The 16,957-nt window shown below is 72.1% G+C and carries 13 protein-coding genes and 1 riboswitch; of the genes, 7 read left to right on the top strand and 6 right to left on the bottom strand.

Annotated elements, in window-relative coordinates; translation table 11 throughout:
• The first annotated feature begins 141 nt into the window (after positions 1-141).
• Together STRVI_RS08570 and STRVI_RS08565 are read left to right on the top strand one after the other, a co-directional pair.
• Positions 142-612 carry an Lrp/AsnC family transcriptional regulator gene (locus STRVI_RS08570; protein WP_043235601.1) on the top strand — a complete coding sequence of 157 codons (471 nt, stop codon included), beginning with the start codon at positions 142-144 and terminating at the stop codon, positions 610-612.
• 2 nt (positions 613-614) lie between these two features.
• Positions 615-1,976, top strand: coding sequence for an aspartate aminotransferase family protein (locus tag STRVI_RS08565; protein ID WP_014055234.1), 1,362 nt, complete (start codon positions 615-617; stop codon positions 1,974-1,976).
• Between the two features lie 157 nt (positions 1,977-2,133).
• Here the strand turns inward: STRVI_RS08565 and STRVI_RS08560 are convergent, their stop codons facing one another.
• A complete protein-coding gene (locus STRVI_RS08560; RefSeq protein ID WP_014055233.1) occupies positions 2,134-3,678 on the bottom strand; it encodes a PucR family transcriptional regulator in 1,545 nt (514 codons plus the stop codon).
• Between the two features lie 268 nt (positions 3,679-3,946).
• Here STRVI_RS08560 and STRVI_RS08555 point away from each other — a divergent pair, with 268 nt between their 5' ends.
• The 5 genes from STRVI_RS08555 to STRVI_RS08535 all read left to right on the top strand — a co-directional run bounded on the left by STRVI_RS08555 (position 3,947) and on the right by STRVI_RS08535 (position 10,518).
• Positions 3,947-5,419 (top strand): sodium:solute symporter, encoded by a 1,473-nt coding sequence (locus tag STRVI_RS08555; protein WP_014055232.1) that lies wholly within the window; start codon positions 3,947-3,949, stop codon positions 5,417-5,419.
• A gap of 88 nt (positions 5,420-5,507) precedes the next feature.
• Positions 5,508-7,184 carry a thiamine pyrophosphate-binding protein gene (locus STRVI_RS08550; protein ID WP_014055231.1) on the top strand — a complete coding sequence of 559 codons (1,677 nt, stop codon included), beginning with the start codon at positions 5,508-5,510 and terminating at the stop codon, positions 7,182-7,184.
• Between the two features lie 170 nt (positions 7,185-7,354).
• Positions 7,355-8,080 carry an ABC transporter ATP-binding protein gene (locus STRVI_RS08545; RefSeq protein WP_014055230.1) on the top strand — a complete coding sequence of 242 codons (726 nt, stop codon included), beginning with the start codon at positions 7,355-7,357 and terminating at the stop codon, positions 8,078-8,080.
• On the top strand, positions 8,062-9,315 hold the full coding sequence (locus tag STRVI_RS08540; protein ID WP_014055229.1) for a hypothetical protein: 1,254 nt from the start codon (positions 8,062-8,064) through the stop codon (positions 9,313-9,315). The genes STRVI_RS08545 and STRVI_RS08540 overlap by 19 nt, the downstream gene beginning before the upstream one ends.
• Before the next feature lie 105 nt (positions 9,316-9,420).
• Entirely contained in the window at positions 9,421-10,518 is a 1,098-nt protein-coding gene (locus STRVI_RS08535; protein ID WP_014055228.1) for an LOG family protein, read from the top strand.
• A 72-nt stretch (positions 10,519-10,590) separates the two neighbouring features.
• On the opposite strand, the gene STRVI_RS08530 is transcribed toward STRVI_RS08535, so the two are convergent.
• The 5 genes from STRVI_RS08530 to STRVI_RS08510 form a co-directional block, all read right to left on the bottom strand.
• Complete coding sequence (locus STRVI_RS08530; RefSeq protein WP_014055227.1) at positions 10,591-11,628, bottom strand: ABC transporter ATP-binding protein; 1,038 nt, start codon at positions 11,626-11,628, stop codon at positions 10,591-10,593.
• Complete coding sequence (locus STRVI_RS08525; RefSeq protein WP_043235598.1) at positions 11,629-13,242, bottom strand: ABC transporter permease; 1,614 nt, start codon at positions 13,240-13,242, stop codon at positions 11,629-11,631.
• A gap of 95 nt (positions 13,243-13,337) precedes the next feature.
• Positions 13,338-14,411 (bottom strand): thiamine ABC transporter substrate-binding protein, encoded by a 1,074-nt coding sequence (locus STRVI_RS08520; protein WP_014055225.1) that lies wholly within the window; start codon positions 14,409-14,411, stop codon positions 13,338-13,340.
• Positions 14,407-14,511, bottom strand: a riboswitch (TPP riboswitch). (Overlaps the previous gene by 5 nt.)
• 73 nt (positions 14,512-14,584) lie before the next feature.
• The gene (gene rlmN, locus STRVI_RS08515; RefSeq protein ID WP_014055224.1) at positions 14,585-15,691 is read right to left on the bottom strand and encodes a 23S rRNA (adenine(2503)-C(2))-methyltransferase RlmN; all 1,107 of its coding nucleotides are present in this window, start codon (positions 15,689-15,691) and stop codon (positions 14,585-14,587) included.
• A 587-nt stretch (positions 15,692-16,278) separates the two neighbouring features.
• Positions 16,279-16,956, bottom strand: coding sequence for a YdcF family protein (locus tag STRVI_RS08510; protein WP_014055223.1), 678 nt, complete (start codon positions 16,954-16,956; stop codon positions 16,279-16,281).
• Position 16,957: the final 1 nt, after the last annotated feature.

The following is a 16,957-nucleotide window of genomic DNA, read 5'->3' as shown; positions in this document are numbered from 1 at the left end:
ACCCACAGTAGTCGCCGGGGCTGCGCTTTCAACATACCCGCCACACCAGAACAACGGAATCAGTGTTTTCAGGGCCCCTCAACGACGAAATTCATCGATGAAGGGTTGCGACACGGGCGAGGCTCGTGCACAGTGAGGGTCGTGGCCACACCTGACAAGAACGGCACGACCCTCGACTCCGTATCCCTGGCGATCATCGAGCAGCTCCAGGAAGACGGCCGCCGGCCGTACGCCGCCATCGGAAAGGCCGTGGGGCTCTCCGAGGCCGCCGTGCGGCAGCGCGTGCAGAAGCTGCTCGACCAGGGCGTGATGCAGATCGTCGCCGTCACCGATCCTCTCACCGTGGGGTTCCGGCGGCAGGCGATGGTCGGCATCAACGTCGAGGGCGATCTCGACCCGGTCGCGGACGCGCTGACCGCCATGGACGAGGTCGAGTACGTGGTCGTCACCGCGGGTTCCTTCGATCTCCTGATCGAGATCGTCTGCGAGGACGACGACCATCTCCTGGAAATGATCAACAAGCGGATCCGCACGCTGCCCGGTGTGCGCTCCACCGAGAGCTTCGTCTACCTCAAGCTCCGGAAGCAGACCTATACCTGGGGAACGAGATAGCAATGAGCGCCGACCTCTCCAAGACGGCGTACGACCACCTGTGGATGCACTTCACCCGCATGTCGTCGTACGAGAACTCCCCCGTGCCGACGATCGTGCGCGGTGAGGGCACGTACATCTACGACGACAAGGGCAAGCGGTACATCGACGGTCTGGCCGGCCTGTTCGTGGTCAACGCGGGCCACGGCCGGGTCGAGCTGGCGGAGACGGCCTACAAGCAGGCCCAGGAGCTCGCCTTCTTCCCGGTGTGGAGCTATGCCCACCCCAAGGCCGTGGAGCTCGCCGAGCGGCTCGCGGGCTACGCGCCCGGCGACCTGAACAAGGTCTTCTTCACCACGGGCGGCGGCGAGGCCGTCGAGACCGCGTGGAAGCTGGCCAAGCAGTACTTCAAGCTCACCGGCAAGCCCACCAAGTACAAGGTCATATCCCGGGCGGTCGCCTATCACGGCACCCCGCAGGGAGCCCTGTCGATCACCGGGCTGCCGGGGCTCAAGGCCCCCTTCGAACCGCTGGTCCCCGGTGCCCACAAGGTCCCCAACACCAACATCTACCGCGCCCCGCTCTTCGGCGACGACCCCGTGGCGTTCGGCCGCTGGGCCGCCGACCAGATCGAGCAGCAGATCCTCTTCGAGGGCCCGGACACCGTGGCCGCGGTCTTCCTGGAGCCGGTGCAGAACGCGGGCGGCTGCTTCCCCCCGCCGCCCGGGTACTTCCAGCGGGTCCGCGAGATCTGCGACAAGTACGACGTGCTGCTGGTCTCGGACGAGGTCATCTGCGCCTTCGGACGGCTGGGCACGATCTTCGCCTGTGACAAGTTCGGCTACGTCCCGGACATGATCACCTGCGCCAAGGGCATGACCTCGGGCTACTCCCCGATCGGCGCGTGCATCATCTCCGACCGGCTCGCCGAGCCGTTCTACAAGGGCGACAACACCTTCCTCCACGGATACACCTTCGGTGGCCACCCGGTCTCGGCCGCGGTCGGCGTCGCCAACCTCGACATCTTCGAGCGCGAGGGCCTCAACCAGCATGTGCTGGACAACGAGGGCGCGTTCCGGTCCACGCTGGAGCGGCTGCACGATCTGCCGATCGTCGGCGATGTCCGGGGGGATGGTTTCTTCTACGGCATCGAGCTGGTGAAGGACAAGGCCACCAAGGAGTCCTTCGACGAGGAGGAGACCGAGCGGATCCTCTACGGCTTCCTCTCCAAGGCGCTGTACGAGAACGGGCTGTACTGCCGGGCCGACGACCGCGGCGACCCGGTCGTGCAGTTGGCACCGCCGCTGATCGCCGACCAGGCGCTCTTCGACGAGATCGAGCAGATCCTGCGGACGGTGCTGACAGAGGCGTGGACCAAGCTCTGAGGGTCGTCGGTCGCTTCGGCAGCCCAAGGCCGTGTGATTCAGGCCCAGTTGAGGCTCAGGTCCACGTGAGGCTCACGTCCACGTGAGGCTCAGGCCCACGTGAGGCTCAGGCCCACGTGAGGCTCAGGCCCACGTGAGGCTCAGGCCCACGTGAGGCTCAGGCCCACTTGAGGGCGAACCACAGCTCCATCCGGACGTCCGCGTCGCCCAGGTCCACATCCAGCAGGGCCTCGGCGCGGGCGATCCGCTGACGGACCGTATTGCGGTGCACCTCCAGTGCCACCGCCGTACGGTCCCAGCTACCGTGCAGCCCCAGCCACACCCGCACCGTCTCCAGCAGCGCCGGTGCGCGGTCGAGCGGCGCGAGCAGGGCCCGGCCGTGCGCCCCCGCCTCGACCGGGTCCACCAGCGAGCCGACGCCGCCCGCGCGGGACGGGCCGTGTCGCACCAGCGGTACCCGCTCTGCGACGGCCCGCCGCAGCGCACGGGCGGCGTCGGCGCCGCCGCGCGGCAGCTCCGCGGCCGCTACGGGCGCCCCGATGCCCAGGGTCCAGCCGGGCTGCGCCCGTACCTCCCCCTCGCCCGGCACGAGGGCGCACAGCGCGTCTCCGTCGAGGTCGACCAGCGGCGTCCCGAGCCCGGCCGCGAGCGCCGCCGTGGCCAGCAGCCCGTCGTCCCGGCCGCGGCCGCGCCGCCGCCCGGACACCACGGTCCACAGCCCGCCGCCCTCCGGGGGCCCGGATCGCACATCGGGGGGTGTCCCCGCCTGCCCCGGCGAGCGGCTCAGCAGCCCCGCCACCCGTGCCGGTTCGGCGCCGAGCATCAGCCGTACCAGCGCCGACGTGCGCTCGGCCTCGGCCCCGACCACCCGCCGCGCCGTCAGCAGCGACAGCAGCACCACGGCCACCCCCACGATCGCCCCCTCCGCGCCGTCCCGCCGGGGAGCGCAGACGCCGAGTGCGAGCCGGTCCTCCGGCCCGGCCGGGCCGCCCAGCCCGTACGCGGTCAGCTGCAGCTCCTCACCGGCCGCGCCGGCCGTCCTGCCCGCCGCCGAGGACGGGCCCGAGCGCAGCCGCGCCGCGAGCGCGCCGAGCGCCGTACGGGCCTCCCGCGGCGGCCGCGGCCCCGCGGCCGCCAGCTCCGCGCCGTCCGGGCCGTAGAGCACCGTCCACGCCCCGAGGTGCTGGCCGAGCTGCCGCAGCACGGCCGGTACGGGGTGCGGGCGCGCCGCGGCCGTCGCCAGCGATTGCTGTGCCTCGGTGACGCTCCGCAGCTCATGGTGGCGGCGCTCGGCCATCGCGTCCCAGACGGCGCTCGCGACGGCCGTGAAGGTCGTCTGCCGCGGCACCTCGACCAGCGGCAGCCCATGCCGGTCGCACGCCTCGACCAGCGCGCGGGGCACCGTGTCGTGCACCGGCGCGATGCCGAAGCCGAGCGCCGCCGCGCCCGCCTGGACCGTACGGGCCACATAGCGGTCCCAGTAGGTGCCGGCGCCCGCCGCCTCCGGGCAGTGCACCCCCGCGCTGAGCAGCAGCTCGCCGCCCAGCAGATACGGGACGGGGTCCTCCATCTCGCTGGTGTGGACGAAGTACACGGGCGTGTCCGCCTCGCGCGCCCCCGCGACCTGCCGCAGCCCGAGGGCGGGGTGGCCGAGGAGGGTGGCGAGGGGGACGGGGGCCGTCGGGGGTACGCGGTCGTTCATCACGGCGGGCCTCGCGTGGGGACGGTTCGTACATCCCGGGGATCGGGAGTGGAGGAAACGTACACTTCCCGGACGCTCCGGCGACACCTAGGGTCTCCGTCACTCCCCACATTCCCCGCACGCCCCGTACTCCCCCGCACTTCCCCCACTCCCCGAACTCCCACAACCCGATCCCCGCGGATCGCCGGGACCTCCCCGATCCCATGCGGCTCCGCTTTCCCGACCTCCCGACCGCTACCCGACCCCCGCCGGACCGAGGAGCACCGCCATGACCGCTGTCGACTACACCGTGATCGTCGTCTATCTCGCGGGCATGCTCGCGCTCGGCTGGTGGGGGATGCGCCGCACCACGTCCACCAGCGATTTCCTGGTCGCGGGCCGACGGCTGGGACCGTTCATGTACTCCGGGACGATGGCCGCGATCGTGCTCGGCGGCGCGTCCACCATCGGCGGCGTCGGGCTCGGCTACCAGTACGGGCTCTCCGGCGCCTGGATGGTCATCGCCATCGGCCTGGGGCTGCTGGCGCTGTCGGTCTTCTTCTCGGCGCGCATCGCCCGCCTCAAGGTCTACACGGTCAGCCAGATGCTGGATCTGCGCTACGGCGGCTCCTCCGGGCTGATCTCGGGCATCGTGATGTGGGGCTACACCCTGATGCTCGCGGTCACCTCGACCATCGCCTACGCCACCATCTTCGACGTGATCTTCGGCCTGGACCGGGTCATCGCCATCGTGCTCGGCGGGGCGATCGTGGTCTGTTACTCGACGCTCGGCGGCATGTGGTCGATCACCCTCACCGACATGGTGCAGTTCGTGGTCAAGACGGTGGGCGTGCTGCTCCTGCTGCTGCCGATCGCCGTGGTGAAGGCGGGCGGCTTCGGCGCGATGAAGTCCGAACTCCCCCACGGCTACTTCTCCCCCATGGGCATCGGCGGCCAGACCGTCTTCACCTATGTGCTCATCTACTCCTTCGGCATGCTGATCGGCCAGGACATCTGGCAGCGGGTCTTCACCGCCCGCGATGACAAGGTGGCCCGCCGTGGCGGCACCGCGGCCGGTACGTACTGCCTGGCCTACGCGGTCGCGGGCGCGGTCATCGGCACGGCGGCGAGGGTGCTGTACCCCAAGCTGGACGCCCCGGACGACGCGTTCGCGACCATCGTCAAGGACTCCCTCCCGGTGGGCGTGAAGGGGCTGGTGCTGGCCGCCGCGCTGTCCGCGGTGATGTCCACCTCCTCGGGCGCGCTCATCGCCTGCGCGACCGTGGCCAACAACGACATCTGGGCCCGGCTGCGCGGCCGTACGCTCCGTACCTCCGGTGGCTCCCACGACGAGGTCGGCGGCAACCGCGTCTTCATCCTCGTCATGGGCATCGCCGTGGTCGGCATCTCGGTCGCGCTCAACAATGTCGTCGAGGCGCTGACCGTCGCCTACAACGTGCTGGTCGGCGGGTTGCTGATGCCGATCCTGGGCGGGCTGCTGTGGAAGCGCGGCACGGGCGCGGGCGCCCTGGCCTCGGTCGGTGTCGGCGGCCTTACGGTCATCGCGCTGATGGGGTGGAAGGGCATCCTCGCCAACGAACCCATCTACTTCGGGCTGCTGGCCTCGCTGGTGGCGTATGTGGCGGTCAGCCTCGCCACCAAGCCGACCGACGCGGCGATCCTCGACGCCTGGCGGCGCCGACTCGCCGGTGAACCGGCCGCCCCCGCCTCCGAGACCACCCCGGCCACAGCGGGCGCCTGACACGGCCTCGCGCCCCCACAGCGGCACCGCCATACGTACCCCTCCCTCTTCCGCGCCTCCATACGCCCCGTCAGAAAGGCACCAATCCATGCCCACCGCACAGCGCGCGCGTCACGGCGGCGATCTCGTCGTGGAGTCCCTCACCGCGCTCGGGGCGAGCACCGTGTTCGGGCTTCCCGGACAGCACGCTCTCGGGGCGTTCGACGCGCTGCGGCGGTCCGGGCTCACCTATGTGGGGCTGCGGGTGGAGAACAACGCCGGGTTCGCCGCCGACGCCTTCGCGCGTGTCACCGGCACGGTCGCGCCGCTGCTGGTGTCCACCGGGCCGGGGGCGCTCATGACGCTCGCCGCGCTGCAGGAGTCGGCGGCGGCTTCCGCGCCCGTCCTGGCCATCGGCAGCCAGGTGCCGACCGCGGGGCTCGGCGGCGGGCGCAAGGGCTATCTCCATGAACTCGTCGACCAGAAGGCGTCGTTCCGCGACGTCGTCAAGTCCGTCCACACGGTCCGTACCGCCTCCCAGATCCCCTCCGCGGTCGCCGCCGCCTGGGCGTCCGCGCTGGAGGCCCCCGCCGGGCCGGTGTGGCTGGAGATCCCGCAGGACGTGCTGCTCGCGCCGGTCTCCGTGCCGCCGGTGACCTCCCTGCGCGCCGAGCCCCGGCCGCTGCCGCCCCGGCCCGAGTTGACGGCTGAGGCCGCGAGGCTGCTGGACGCCGCCGAGCGTCCGGTGATCCTGGCCGGGGGCGGAGTGGTGCGCGCCGGGGCGCGGCAGGAGCTGCGGGCGCTGGCCGAGGCGCTGGACGCGCCCGTGGCGACGACCTTCGGCGGCAAGGGCGCGTTCCCGTGGGATCATCCGCTCTCGCTCCAGTCCTGGCTGGAGGACGCGCACACCACCGAGTTCCTGGAGGACGCCGATGTCCTGCTGGTCGTCGGCTCCGGACTGGGCGAACTCTCCTCCAACTACCACACGTTCCGCCCGCGCGGCCGGCTGGTCCAGATCGAGGCCGACCTCGGCAAGCTGGAGTCCAACCACCCGGCGCTCGGCATCCACGCCGACGCCCGCGAGGCGCTGGCCGCCCTCACCGAGGCCGTCACGCCCCGACCGCCGGGCACGGCGGCCAAGGCCGCGGCCGGGCTGCTCACCCGGGTGCGGGAGCGGATCGACGGGCAGGGTCTGGAGTTGGAGCAGCGGGTGCTGGGCGCGGTGCGGGACGCGCTGCCCGATGACTCCGCCAGCTTCTGGGACATGACGATCCTCTCCTACTGGGCCTGGTCGGCCTTCGATTGCCGTGCGGGCGCCCTGCACTCGGCGCAGGGCGCGGGCGGTCTCGGCTACGGCTTCCCGGCCGCCCTCGGGGCCGCCGCCGCTGATCCCGCACGGCCGGTGCTGGCCGTGTCGGGCGACGGCGGGGCGATGTACTCGATCGCCGAACTCGCCACGGCCCACCAGTACCGGCTCCCCGTCACCTGGCTGATCGTGGACGACGGCGGCTACGGCATCCTGCGCGAGTACATGACGGACACGTTCGGCGAGGCGACCGCCACCGAGCTGTCCCGTCCGGACTTCGTCACGCTGGCCGAGTCCTTCGGCGTCCCGGCGGTCCGTACCACACCCGAGCGGCTGCGCGCGGACCTCGCCGGCGCCCTCGCGGCCCCCGGGCCGTCGGTCGTGGTGCTGCCCGCGCTGCTGCGGATGTTCGCGCCCACCCACCTCGACCGGCTCGCCGACGGCGGCCCCGATGACAGCCCCGGACCCGATCAGGGCTGATCGGAGCCCGACCCCGATCAGGGCTGATCGGAGGAAATGGGGGGCCACCCGCGCCGAGCCTGGGCGCGGGCCCCCACCCGAGTCCTTACCGTGCCAGTGACCCATTGGCTTCGCGCTCGTTCACCCAACCGGGGGAATGAGACGATCGCAGGTAAGGCGAGGTGCTCGGGATGGTGGCTCCGCCGGACGACGAGATGCTCGCGGCACGCACCGTATCGTATGCCTACGGCGGCTCACCCGCCCTCCTCGGTGTCTCCCTCAGCGCCCGAGAGGGCGAGATCCTCGCCGTCACCGGCCCGCGGGGCTGCGGCAAGACCACTCTTCTCACCTGCCTGGCGGGCCAACTCGTCCCGGACGGCGGGGAGGTGTGGTTCAAGCGCGTCCCCGTGCACAGCCTCCCTCCACTCGGTCTCGAACGGCTGCGGCGCGACCACTTCGGCTGGATCGGCACCGAGCCCCATCTCGTCCCCGAGCTCACCGCCTGGGAGAACGCCGCGCTCGCCCTGATGCTGCGCGGCACCGGGCGGCGCGCCGCGAAGAGCGCCGCGTGCGAGTGGCTGGACCGGCTCGACGTCGGCGAATGCGCCCGGGTGCGGCCCGCCGCGCTGCTGCAGTCGCAGCGCCAGCGGGTCGCCATCGCCCGTGCTCTGGCCGCCGGGCCCAGCGTGCTCTTCGCCGATGAGCCCACCGCCCCGCTGCACCAGGCCGACCGCGCCCAGGTGCTGCGCACCCTCACCTCGGCGGCCCGCTCCCACGGCATCACCGTCGTCCTCGCGACTCATGACCAAGAGGTGGCCACCCTCGCCGACCGCACCGTCGCCCTGCTCGACGGGCGCCGGGTGGGCTCGGACCCCTCCGAGGCGGAAGGCAGGGCCGCGTGCTCAGCCTCCGTCTGACCCGCGGTGCCCGCCCATCGGTGCTGCTGCGGCGGTCGCTGGTCACCGTCGCGGCGGCGGGCGCGAGCTTTCTGCTGCTGAGCGCCCTCGGGTTCGCCTCGGGCCATCCGGCCGACTCGCAGGGCGCGGTGGGGCGGCTGCTGTGGTGCCTCGTGCCACTGGCCGCGACCGTCCATCTGGCCGTCGCCGTGGGCCGCGCCGACCCCAGCACCGGGCCGGGCCCCGGATTCGCCGCGGTCGGGCTCGGCCCCGCCCGCGCGGCACTGCTCGCGGCGGTCTCGATGGCGGCCGCCTGTGCGCTCGGCGGTGTGCTGGCGCTGCTGGTCTTCCTGCATCTGCGTGGCGACCTCGGCTCCTGGCTGGGCTGGGCCGGAAGCGGGGCGGACGGCCGGCAGCTCGGCGGCGGTCGGCCGCTGCCCCTGGCCGGCACCGTGACGCTGCTCGCCGTCGTCCCCGTGCTGGTGGGCGCGGCGTGTGCGGCCGGGCTGTGGCCCCGGCAGCCGCGGGCCGGGCACCAGCCGCCCCGCGAACCGCGGGGCGCCCGCCGCCCGGCGGCCCCGGCCCCGCCCACCGTCGTGACGGGGCCGGTCGCACCCTGGCCCCACCGGGCCACCTCCGGCCTTCCGTGGGGCATCGCCCTGACCGCGGCCGGACTCGCCCTGCAGGCATACGCGAGCGGCGACGCGCCCCCGCACCCCGACGCCCTGCTCGCCGTGCCGGGCCGGCTCGGCGGCAACCCGCCCGGTGTGGTGGGCGGCTGGGCGCTGGCGGCGCTCGGGCTGGTGCTGGCCGGGCCCGGCCTCACCCATCTGTGCGGCAGGCTGCTGGCCGTCGGGCGGCCCGGCGTGCTGCGGCTGCTGGCCGGGCGCATGCTGCAGCAGGAGGCCGGTCTTATCGGACGACCGGTTGGCGCGCTGTGCGCCCTGGCCTCCGCCGGATACACCGTCCTGGAGCTGTACGGAAGGGCCTCCGGGCCGTCCGGCGCCCATGCCTTCGGCCCGCTCACCGGTCTGGGCGCGGCACTGGTCACGCTGTGCGCCGCGGCCACGACCCTGACCGCGGCCGTGGAGGCGAGGAGCGCGCGCGAGCGCACGACGGCCGCGCTGCTGCGACTCGGCGCCCCGGCCCGGCTGCTCCGCGCGGCGGCCGCGCTGCGCGCGACGACCCTGCTGGCGCTGCTGGTCCCGCTGGCGTGGGTGGTGGCGCATCTCACGGCGATGCCCTTCCGCCGCTGAAAATCTCGGGTGTTGGTGTCCATGCCTGGATTGTGCGACCGAGCGGCCCGGTCACGTTTGCCGCAATCCACAGCTCCCCACCTCCGGTGTGATTAGCATGTCGGCGTGCAGGAACCAGACCGGGAAATAGAGTCCATCGAGGAGTTCGACCAGGTCGTCGCCCGCGGCACCCTGGCCGGGTTCCGGGTCCAGTCCGTGGACCTGACGAGCCGTACGGCCGCGCTCCTCTCCACCGACACCAGCGAGGCGGTCTTCCTCGGCTGCCCGATGGAGTCCGAGGCGGCCGCGAAGGTCCGGGCCGGGAGTGCGCTGGTGTTCCCGCCGGTGCCGGATCTGCCGTTCGATCCGTACCGCGGCACCCTCTACTCGCCCGCGCAGCTCTTCGAGGGCCTCACGGAGCACGGTTACGCGCGGACGCCGGACGCGCTCGCCTACGCCTGGTTCCAGCGGACCAAGACGGACGGCGACATCTTCGCCTCGATGCTGCGCTCCATCCACGACGACGCGATCTCCGACGCGCTCGACGAATTCCTCGCCGGGACGCGGGTGGTGGGCGTCATGGGCGGCCACGCGCTGGAGCGCGGCTCCGACGGGTTCGCGGGCGCCGCGCGCCTCGGACGGGCCCTGGCGCGGACCGGGCTCACGGTCGCGACGGGCGGCGGTCCGGGCGCGATGGAGGCCGCGAACCTGGGCGCCTACGCGGCCCCGCACGAGGACGCGATGCTGGACGAGGCGCTCGAACTGCTCGGCAGGACGCCCTCGTTCCGGCCGTCCATCGGGGCGTGGGCCGAGGCCGCCTTCGCGGTGTGCGAACGCTGGCCGGACGGCGGGGCGTCGGTCGGCATCCCCACCTGGTTCTACGGACACGAGCCGCCGAGCGCGTTCGCCTCGCACATCGCGAAGTACTTCGCCAACGCCACCCGGGAGGACGGGCTGTTGGCGCGCTCGACCGCGGGCGTGGTCTTCCTGCCGGGCGCCGCCGGGACCGTGCAGGAGATCTTCGACAACGCGACGCCGAACTACTACGAGTCGCGCGGTGAGCCCACCCCGATGGTGCTGGTGGACCGGGACCACTGGATGCGACGGCTGCCCACCTGGCCGCTGCTCGAAGCGCTCGCCGAGGGACGGTCCATGAAGGCCCGTATCGCACTGGTGGACTCGGTGGACGAGGCACCCGAGGCGCTGCTGTCCCTGCTGGGCTGACCCGAGGTCAAGGAGGCCCCGGCGTGGGAGAGCCCCCGCGCCGGAGGCCCGGCGCGTGCCGGAGCACCGGCGTCAGACCGCGGCGTCCAACAGCACCACATCGGCCGGGTCGAAGGCCGCCCCCACCCGGGCCCCCGCCTCCGGAGCGTCCCGCAGGGCGCAGGACGCCTCCAGGGGCGGCGCGGCCGGGTCCGGCAGCCGCAGGATGAGCGCCACATGGTCGCCGCGGAAGGTGCGCGTCTCCACGGTGCACGCCAGCCCCTCCTCGGGGTCCGTCAGCCGCACCCCGGCCGGGCGGACCAGCAGCCTGGTGGGGCCCGGCCGGGAGCCGGGCGGAACGGGCAGCTTGCCCCACCGGGTGTCGGCGACCTCGCCCTCCACGATCGCGTCGACCACATTGTCGAAGCCGAGGAAGCGGGCGACGAACTCGGTGGCGGGCCGCTGCCACACCTCCAGCGGGGTGCCGGTCTGGGCGATCCGGCCGTTGTCCATCACCACCACCCGGTCCGCGAGCGCGAACGCCTCCCCTTGGTCGTGAGTGACCGCGAGCACGGTGGTTCCCAACCGTGCGAAGAGCTCGCGGAGTTCCACCACCAGCCGCTCCCGCAGCCCCCGGTCGAGCTGGCCCAGCGGCTCGTCCAGCATCAGCAGCTTGGGCCGCGGGGCCAGCGCGCGGGCGAGCGCCACCCGCTGCTGCTCGCCGCCGGAGAGCGAGTCGACGGGGCGGCGCTGGGCACCCGGCAGCCCCACCAGCTCCAGCAGTTCGGCGACCCGGCGATCCGCCTCCGCGCGCCCCACCTTGCGCATCCGCAGCCCGAAGGCGACGTTGCCGCCCACGTCCCGCTGCGGGAAAAGCTGGTGGTCCTGGAACATCAGCCCCACCCCGCGCCGGTGCGTGGGCACCCCGTTCTGGTCCTGCCCGGCGAGCCACACCCGGCCGTGGTCGGCGGGCTGCAGTCCGGCCACCACGCGCAGCATGGTGGACTTGCCGCTTCCGCTCGGGCCCAGCACACAGACCGTCTCGTGCTCGGCGACCTCCAGGTCCACGGCGTCCAGCGCGTCGCGCCGGCCGAACCTTACGGTCACCTCGTCCAGTCGCAGCAGCGTCATTCAGAACTCTCCGGAACGGTCGGTGCGGATGCGCTCGAGCGCCAGCAGCGATCCGGCGCAGACCAGCATCAGGATCGTGCTCAGGGCCATCGCCTGCCCATAGGTGAGCTGTCCGGCCCGGCCCAGGAAGCGTGCGATGGCCACCGGCAGGGTCGGCCGGTCGGGGCGCGCGATGAAGACGGTCGCCCCGAACTCGCCCAGGGAGACGGCGAACGCGAAGCCCGCCGCGACCGCCACGGCCCGTCCCACCAGCGGCAGGTCCACCTCCCGCCAGACCCGCCACGGGGACGCCCCGAGCACGGCCGCCGCCTCCCGGAGCCGGTGGTCCACCGCCCGCAGCACGGGCAGCATCGTCCGTACGACGAAGGGCACGCCCACCAGGGCCTGGGCGAGCGGCACCAGGACCCAGGAGGCACGCAGATCCAGCGGGGGCTCGTCGAGGGCGATCAGGAACCCGAATCCCACGGTGACGGCCGAGGTGCCCAGGGGCAGCATCAGCAGCGCGTCGAAGCCCCGTACCAGCCTGCCCGCCTTACGGGTGAGCGCGGCGGCGGCGAGGCCGCCCACGGCGAGGGCGAAGACGGTGGCGAACGCCGCGTATCGCAGGGAGTTCCCGATGGCCTCCATGGGTGCCACGAAGAAGGTGCCTCCGCTGTCGGCGGCCGACTTGAGCGCCTCGTAGTAGGTGAAGCCATAGCCGTCCGGTCCGTTCAGCGAGCGTTCCACCAGCACCGCGAGCGGTGTCACGATCAGCAGCGCGACCACCGCCAGCACGCCCCACAACAGCGCCCACTGGGCGGGGCCGTTCGGTCGGCGCGCCGTGCGGCCGGGGTCGACGAGCCGCAGGGCGCTCTCCCGGCGCCTTACGGTCCACGCGTGCAGGGCCAACACGGCCGCGACCGCGGCGAACTGGACGAGGGTGAGCACCGCCGCCGTGGGCAGGTCGAGCAGTTGCGCGGTCTCCCGGTAGATCGCCACCTCCAGGGTGGCGTAGCGGGGGCCGCCGAGGATCTGGATCACGCCGAAGGAGGTGAAGGTGAACAGGAACACCATCAGCGCGGCGGCGGCGACTGCTGGGGCCAGCGCGGGCAGCGTCACCCGGCGCCAGGCCGAGAGCCGGCTCGCGCCGAGCACCCGCGCGGCCTCCTCCTGGCGCGGGTCGAGCTGGGCCCACAGCCCGCCGACAGTCCTGACGACGACCGCGTAGTTGAAGAAGACATGGGCCAGGAGGATCGCCCAGACGGAGGTGTCGAGCCGCACCCCCCACAACTCGTCCAGCAGCCCGCCCCGGCCGAGCAGGGCCAGGAAGGCGGATCCGGCGACGACGGTCGGCAGGACGAACGGCACGGTCACCACGGCCCGCAGCAGCCCCTTGCCGGGGAAGTCGAAGCGGGCGAAGACATAGGCGCCGGGCAGCGCGACCGCGAGGGTGAGGGCGGTCGACGCGACCGCCTGCCAGCAGGTGAACCACAGGACGTCCAGCGTCGCCGGGTCGGTCAGCACCTCGGCGATCCGGCCGAACCGCCACTGCCCGCCGACGCGCAGCCCCCGGGTGACGATGGCGGCCACGGGATAGGCGAAGAAGACCGCGAAGAAGGCGAGCGGCACCGCCATCAGGGCGAGTCGGAGGGCGAGCGCGCGACGGCCGCCGCCGTCTGCCCTGTCGGCCTTACGGTGGCCGTCGGCCGTCTTACGGTTCTCGCCGGGCTCTACAGGACGAGCGAGGACCATGTCTTGACCCACGGCTCACGGTTCTTGGCGATCTTCTGCGGCGCCAGGGTGGCCGAGTCGGCGATCCTGACCCCGTACCGGGTGAACAGCTCCGGCAGCTTGGCGTCCTCGCGCGCCGGGTTGACGTACATGTTCAGCGGGACGTCCTCCTGGAACCGCTTGCTCAGCAGGAAGTCCAGGAGCGCCTTGCCGCCCTTGGTGTTGCCCGCGCCGTTCAGCAGCCCGGCGAACTCCACCTGCCGGAAGCAGGTGCCCGTCGCCACCCCGGTGGGGGCCTTGGCGGGCTTGGTCTTGGCGTCGGCCACCTCGGCCGGCGGGCTCGAGGCGTAGGAGACGACGAGCGGCCGGTCGCCCTTGCCGCCACCGGCCGAGCCGGAGAACCGGTCGTAATAAGCCTGTTCCCAGCCGTCGACGACCTCGACGCCGTTGGCCCGCAGCTTCTTCCAGTAGCCCTTCCAGCCGTCGTCGCCGTACTTGGCGGCCGTGGCGAGGAGGAAGCCGAGACCGGGGGACGAGGTGGCCGCGTTCTCGGTGACGAGGAGGTTCTTGTAGGCGGGCTTGGTCAGGTCGTCCAGCGTCCGGGGCGGCGCCAACTTCTTGTCGGCGAAGTACTTACGGTCGTAGTTGACGCAGATGTCGCCGAAGTCGACGGGGGTGACACGGTGCTCGGCCCGGTCGAGCTGAAGGGCCGCCGGGACCTTGTCGAGACCCTTCGCCGTGTAGGGGGTGAACAGGTCGTTGTCGAGCGCCCGGGAGAGCAGGGTGTTGTCGACGCCGAAGAACACATCGCCCTGGGGGTGACCCTTGGAAAGGATCGCCTGGTTGACGGCGGCTCCGGCGTCGCCCCCGGCCTGCACCCGCACCTTGTAGCCGGTCTCCTTGGTGAACTCCTTGAGGACCGCCTTGGAGGCCGCGAACGAGTCGTGCGTGACCAGGGTGACCGTCTTGGAGTCCGCGCCGCTCTTGGAATCCTCGCCGCAGCCGACGAGCGCGCCCAACGCCAGTGAGCCGAAAAGGGCGGCTGAGATGGCACGCCGAAGCTGGCTGTTCATGGTGATGCTGACTCCCTACGCCGGTATGACCCGGATCAGGTCCGAGGGTCTGCGGCCGTGCCGCACTCTCAGCGCTCTGAGCGCTCCCCTGTCGGAATGTTCACTTGTACGGATATTCAGTTTTACGACCATCGCATGATGCAACGATGCCCAGGCACCGTATCAGCCGGTCCTCAGCGCTCCGAAGCCGCCAGCTGCCCGCAGGCCCCGTCGATCTCCTGGCCACGGGTGTCCCGGACGGTCACCGGCACCCCGTGGGCCTCCAGGGCCGCCACGAACGCCTTCTCGTCCTCGGGCCGGGACGCCGTCCACTTGGAGCCGGGCGTCGGGTTGAGCGGAATGAGGTTCACATGCACCCGGCGGCCCTTGAGCAGCCGGCCGAGCAGATCGGCGCGCCACGCCTGGTCGTTGATGTCCTTGATCAGCGCGTACTCGATGGAGACCCGGCGGCCGGACTTCTCCGCGTACTCCCACGCGGCGTCCAGGACTTCGCGCACCTTCCAGCGGGTGTTGACCGGCACGAGGGTGTCACGCAGCTCGTCGTCGGGCGCGTGCAGCGACACCGCGAGCCGGCACTTGAACCCCTCGTCGGCGAACCGCAGCATCGCCGGCACGAGGCCGACGGTCGAGACGGTGATCCCGCGCTGCGACACCCCGAGGCCGTCGGGCTCGGGGTCGGTGAGCCGGCGGATGGCGCCGACGACGCGGTTGTAGTTGGCCAGCGGCTCGCCCATGCCCATGAAGACGATGTTGGACAGCCGGGCCGGCCCGCCAGGGATCTCACCGTCGCGGAGGGCCCGCATCCCGTCGACGATCTGGTGCACGATCTCGGCGGTGGACAGATTGCGGTCCAGCCCCGCCTGGCCGGTGGCGCAGAACGGGCAGTTCATCCCACAGCCCGCCTGTGAGCTGATGCACATGGTGACCCGGTCCGGGTAGCGCATCAGAACGGACTCCACGAGCGTGCCGTCGAAGAGCCGCCACAGGGTCTTGCGTGTGGTGTCGTCGTCGCAGCTGATGTGCCGCACCACGCTCATCAGCTCCGGCAGCAGCCCGGCGGCCAGCTTCTCGCGCGCGGCGGCCGGTATGTCGCTCCACTGTGCGGGGTCGTCGACGTAGCGCGCGAAGTAGTGACGCGACACCTGACTGGCCCGGAAGGGCTTCTCCCCGAGGGCGGCGACGGCCTCCCGGCGCTCGGCGGGTGTGAGGTCGGCAAGATGCCGCGGGGGCTTCTTGGCCCCACGCGGCGCGGCGAAGGTGAGTTCTCCGGGCTTAGGCATGGTTCACCCAGTGTCGCAGATCAATTCGCGTGACCTGCGGCGGACGGTCGGGATACCCGTCGTCATTGGTCGCCATCTGTCATCGCTGATCCCCCTCGGACGGCCCAGAGACGGCCCGAGCCTTCCCCACTTCCTCAACCCACCACCCTCCCCAGCTCCCATCCCGTCGCCGTCGTCCCACACACCGTGGAGCGGGCGTGGTTCAGGGGCGTCAAGGTGGAGCGCGCCACTGTACGAACGACCTTGACGCCCCTGGGCCGCGTCTGCTCGGCTCTGCCTGGGACGACGGTGACGGGATGGGAGCTCCCGCGCACGCCACGATGGACCTGCGGGCGCAGACGGAGCCCCCGCCATCCCGGAGCCTAAGCGCCCCCGCCGGAGGCACGCTCTCTGGCCTGAGGCTGGCCGATCAGGTCTCAACACTCGGCCCCCGGCCTCCTCGCCTGTGGGCGCGCGTCGGCGGACGGTGCGCGGCGCGGGCCGGAGGCAGGAGCAGAGCGCGACCGGGAGCCGGGAGCGCGCCCGGCGAAGCGGAGCGCAGCCGGGGGCCTTGATGAGGTAGAGAAACCTGTAACAACCCGCCGCCGCTACAGGCTGGCCTGGGCCTCTCCCGTGTCGACGGGCAAGAGGCGACTCGTGAACCCTTCGTGGCACAGCCGCTCGTACGCCTCAGCCACGTCGGCCGGTGTCGGCTGGCTGATCATGAATCCCTGGTCCGGGTAGACCAGCAACCGCTGGAGCGCGCCGACAAGCATGTCGATGACTAGGCGGGGGTCCTGGATGGAATCGACGTACTCACTGAGCGTCATCGGGGTGGACGCACTGACGATCTCGACTTCCGGCCAGAGCTTGCGCGCTGTGGCGTACGACCGTCGTTCCTCGTACGGCTTGCTGATCAGCAGTACGGAAGAGACATCGATACCGGATTCTTCAAGCAGCGCCTTTGAGAAGCGGATGTTCTCGCCGGTATTCCTCGCGTGAGGCTCCAGAAGTACGGCCGAGCTAGGGACCCCAAGCTCCAGCGCCCGCTCCCGGTAGTGGACTGCCTCCCCCCGGGGCATGCGCTCCCGGGTTGTCGGACTGGTGGCCCCCGTGAACACGAGGAGCGGAGCCATACCGCGTTCGTACAGGTCCACGGCTGTATCGGCTACGCCTAGGTCATGGCTGCCTAGGCCGATCGCGACCGAACAGGGCTTCGGGGCGTGATGCATCTGGTGGTACTCCCAGACGCGCCGCGCGTCTTCCCACGCCTGGGCCGAGATCACT

It is taken from the genome of Streptomyces violaceusniger Tu 4113, from assembly GCF_000147815.2.
GTDB lineage: Bacteria > Actinomycetota > Actinomycetes > Streptomycetales > Streptomycetaceae > Streptomyces > Streptomyces violaceusniger_A.
The sequence above is the reverse complement of the archived record's forward strand: the minus strand, read 5'-3'. Positions and strand labels throughout refer to the sequence as shown.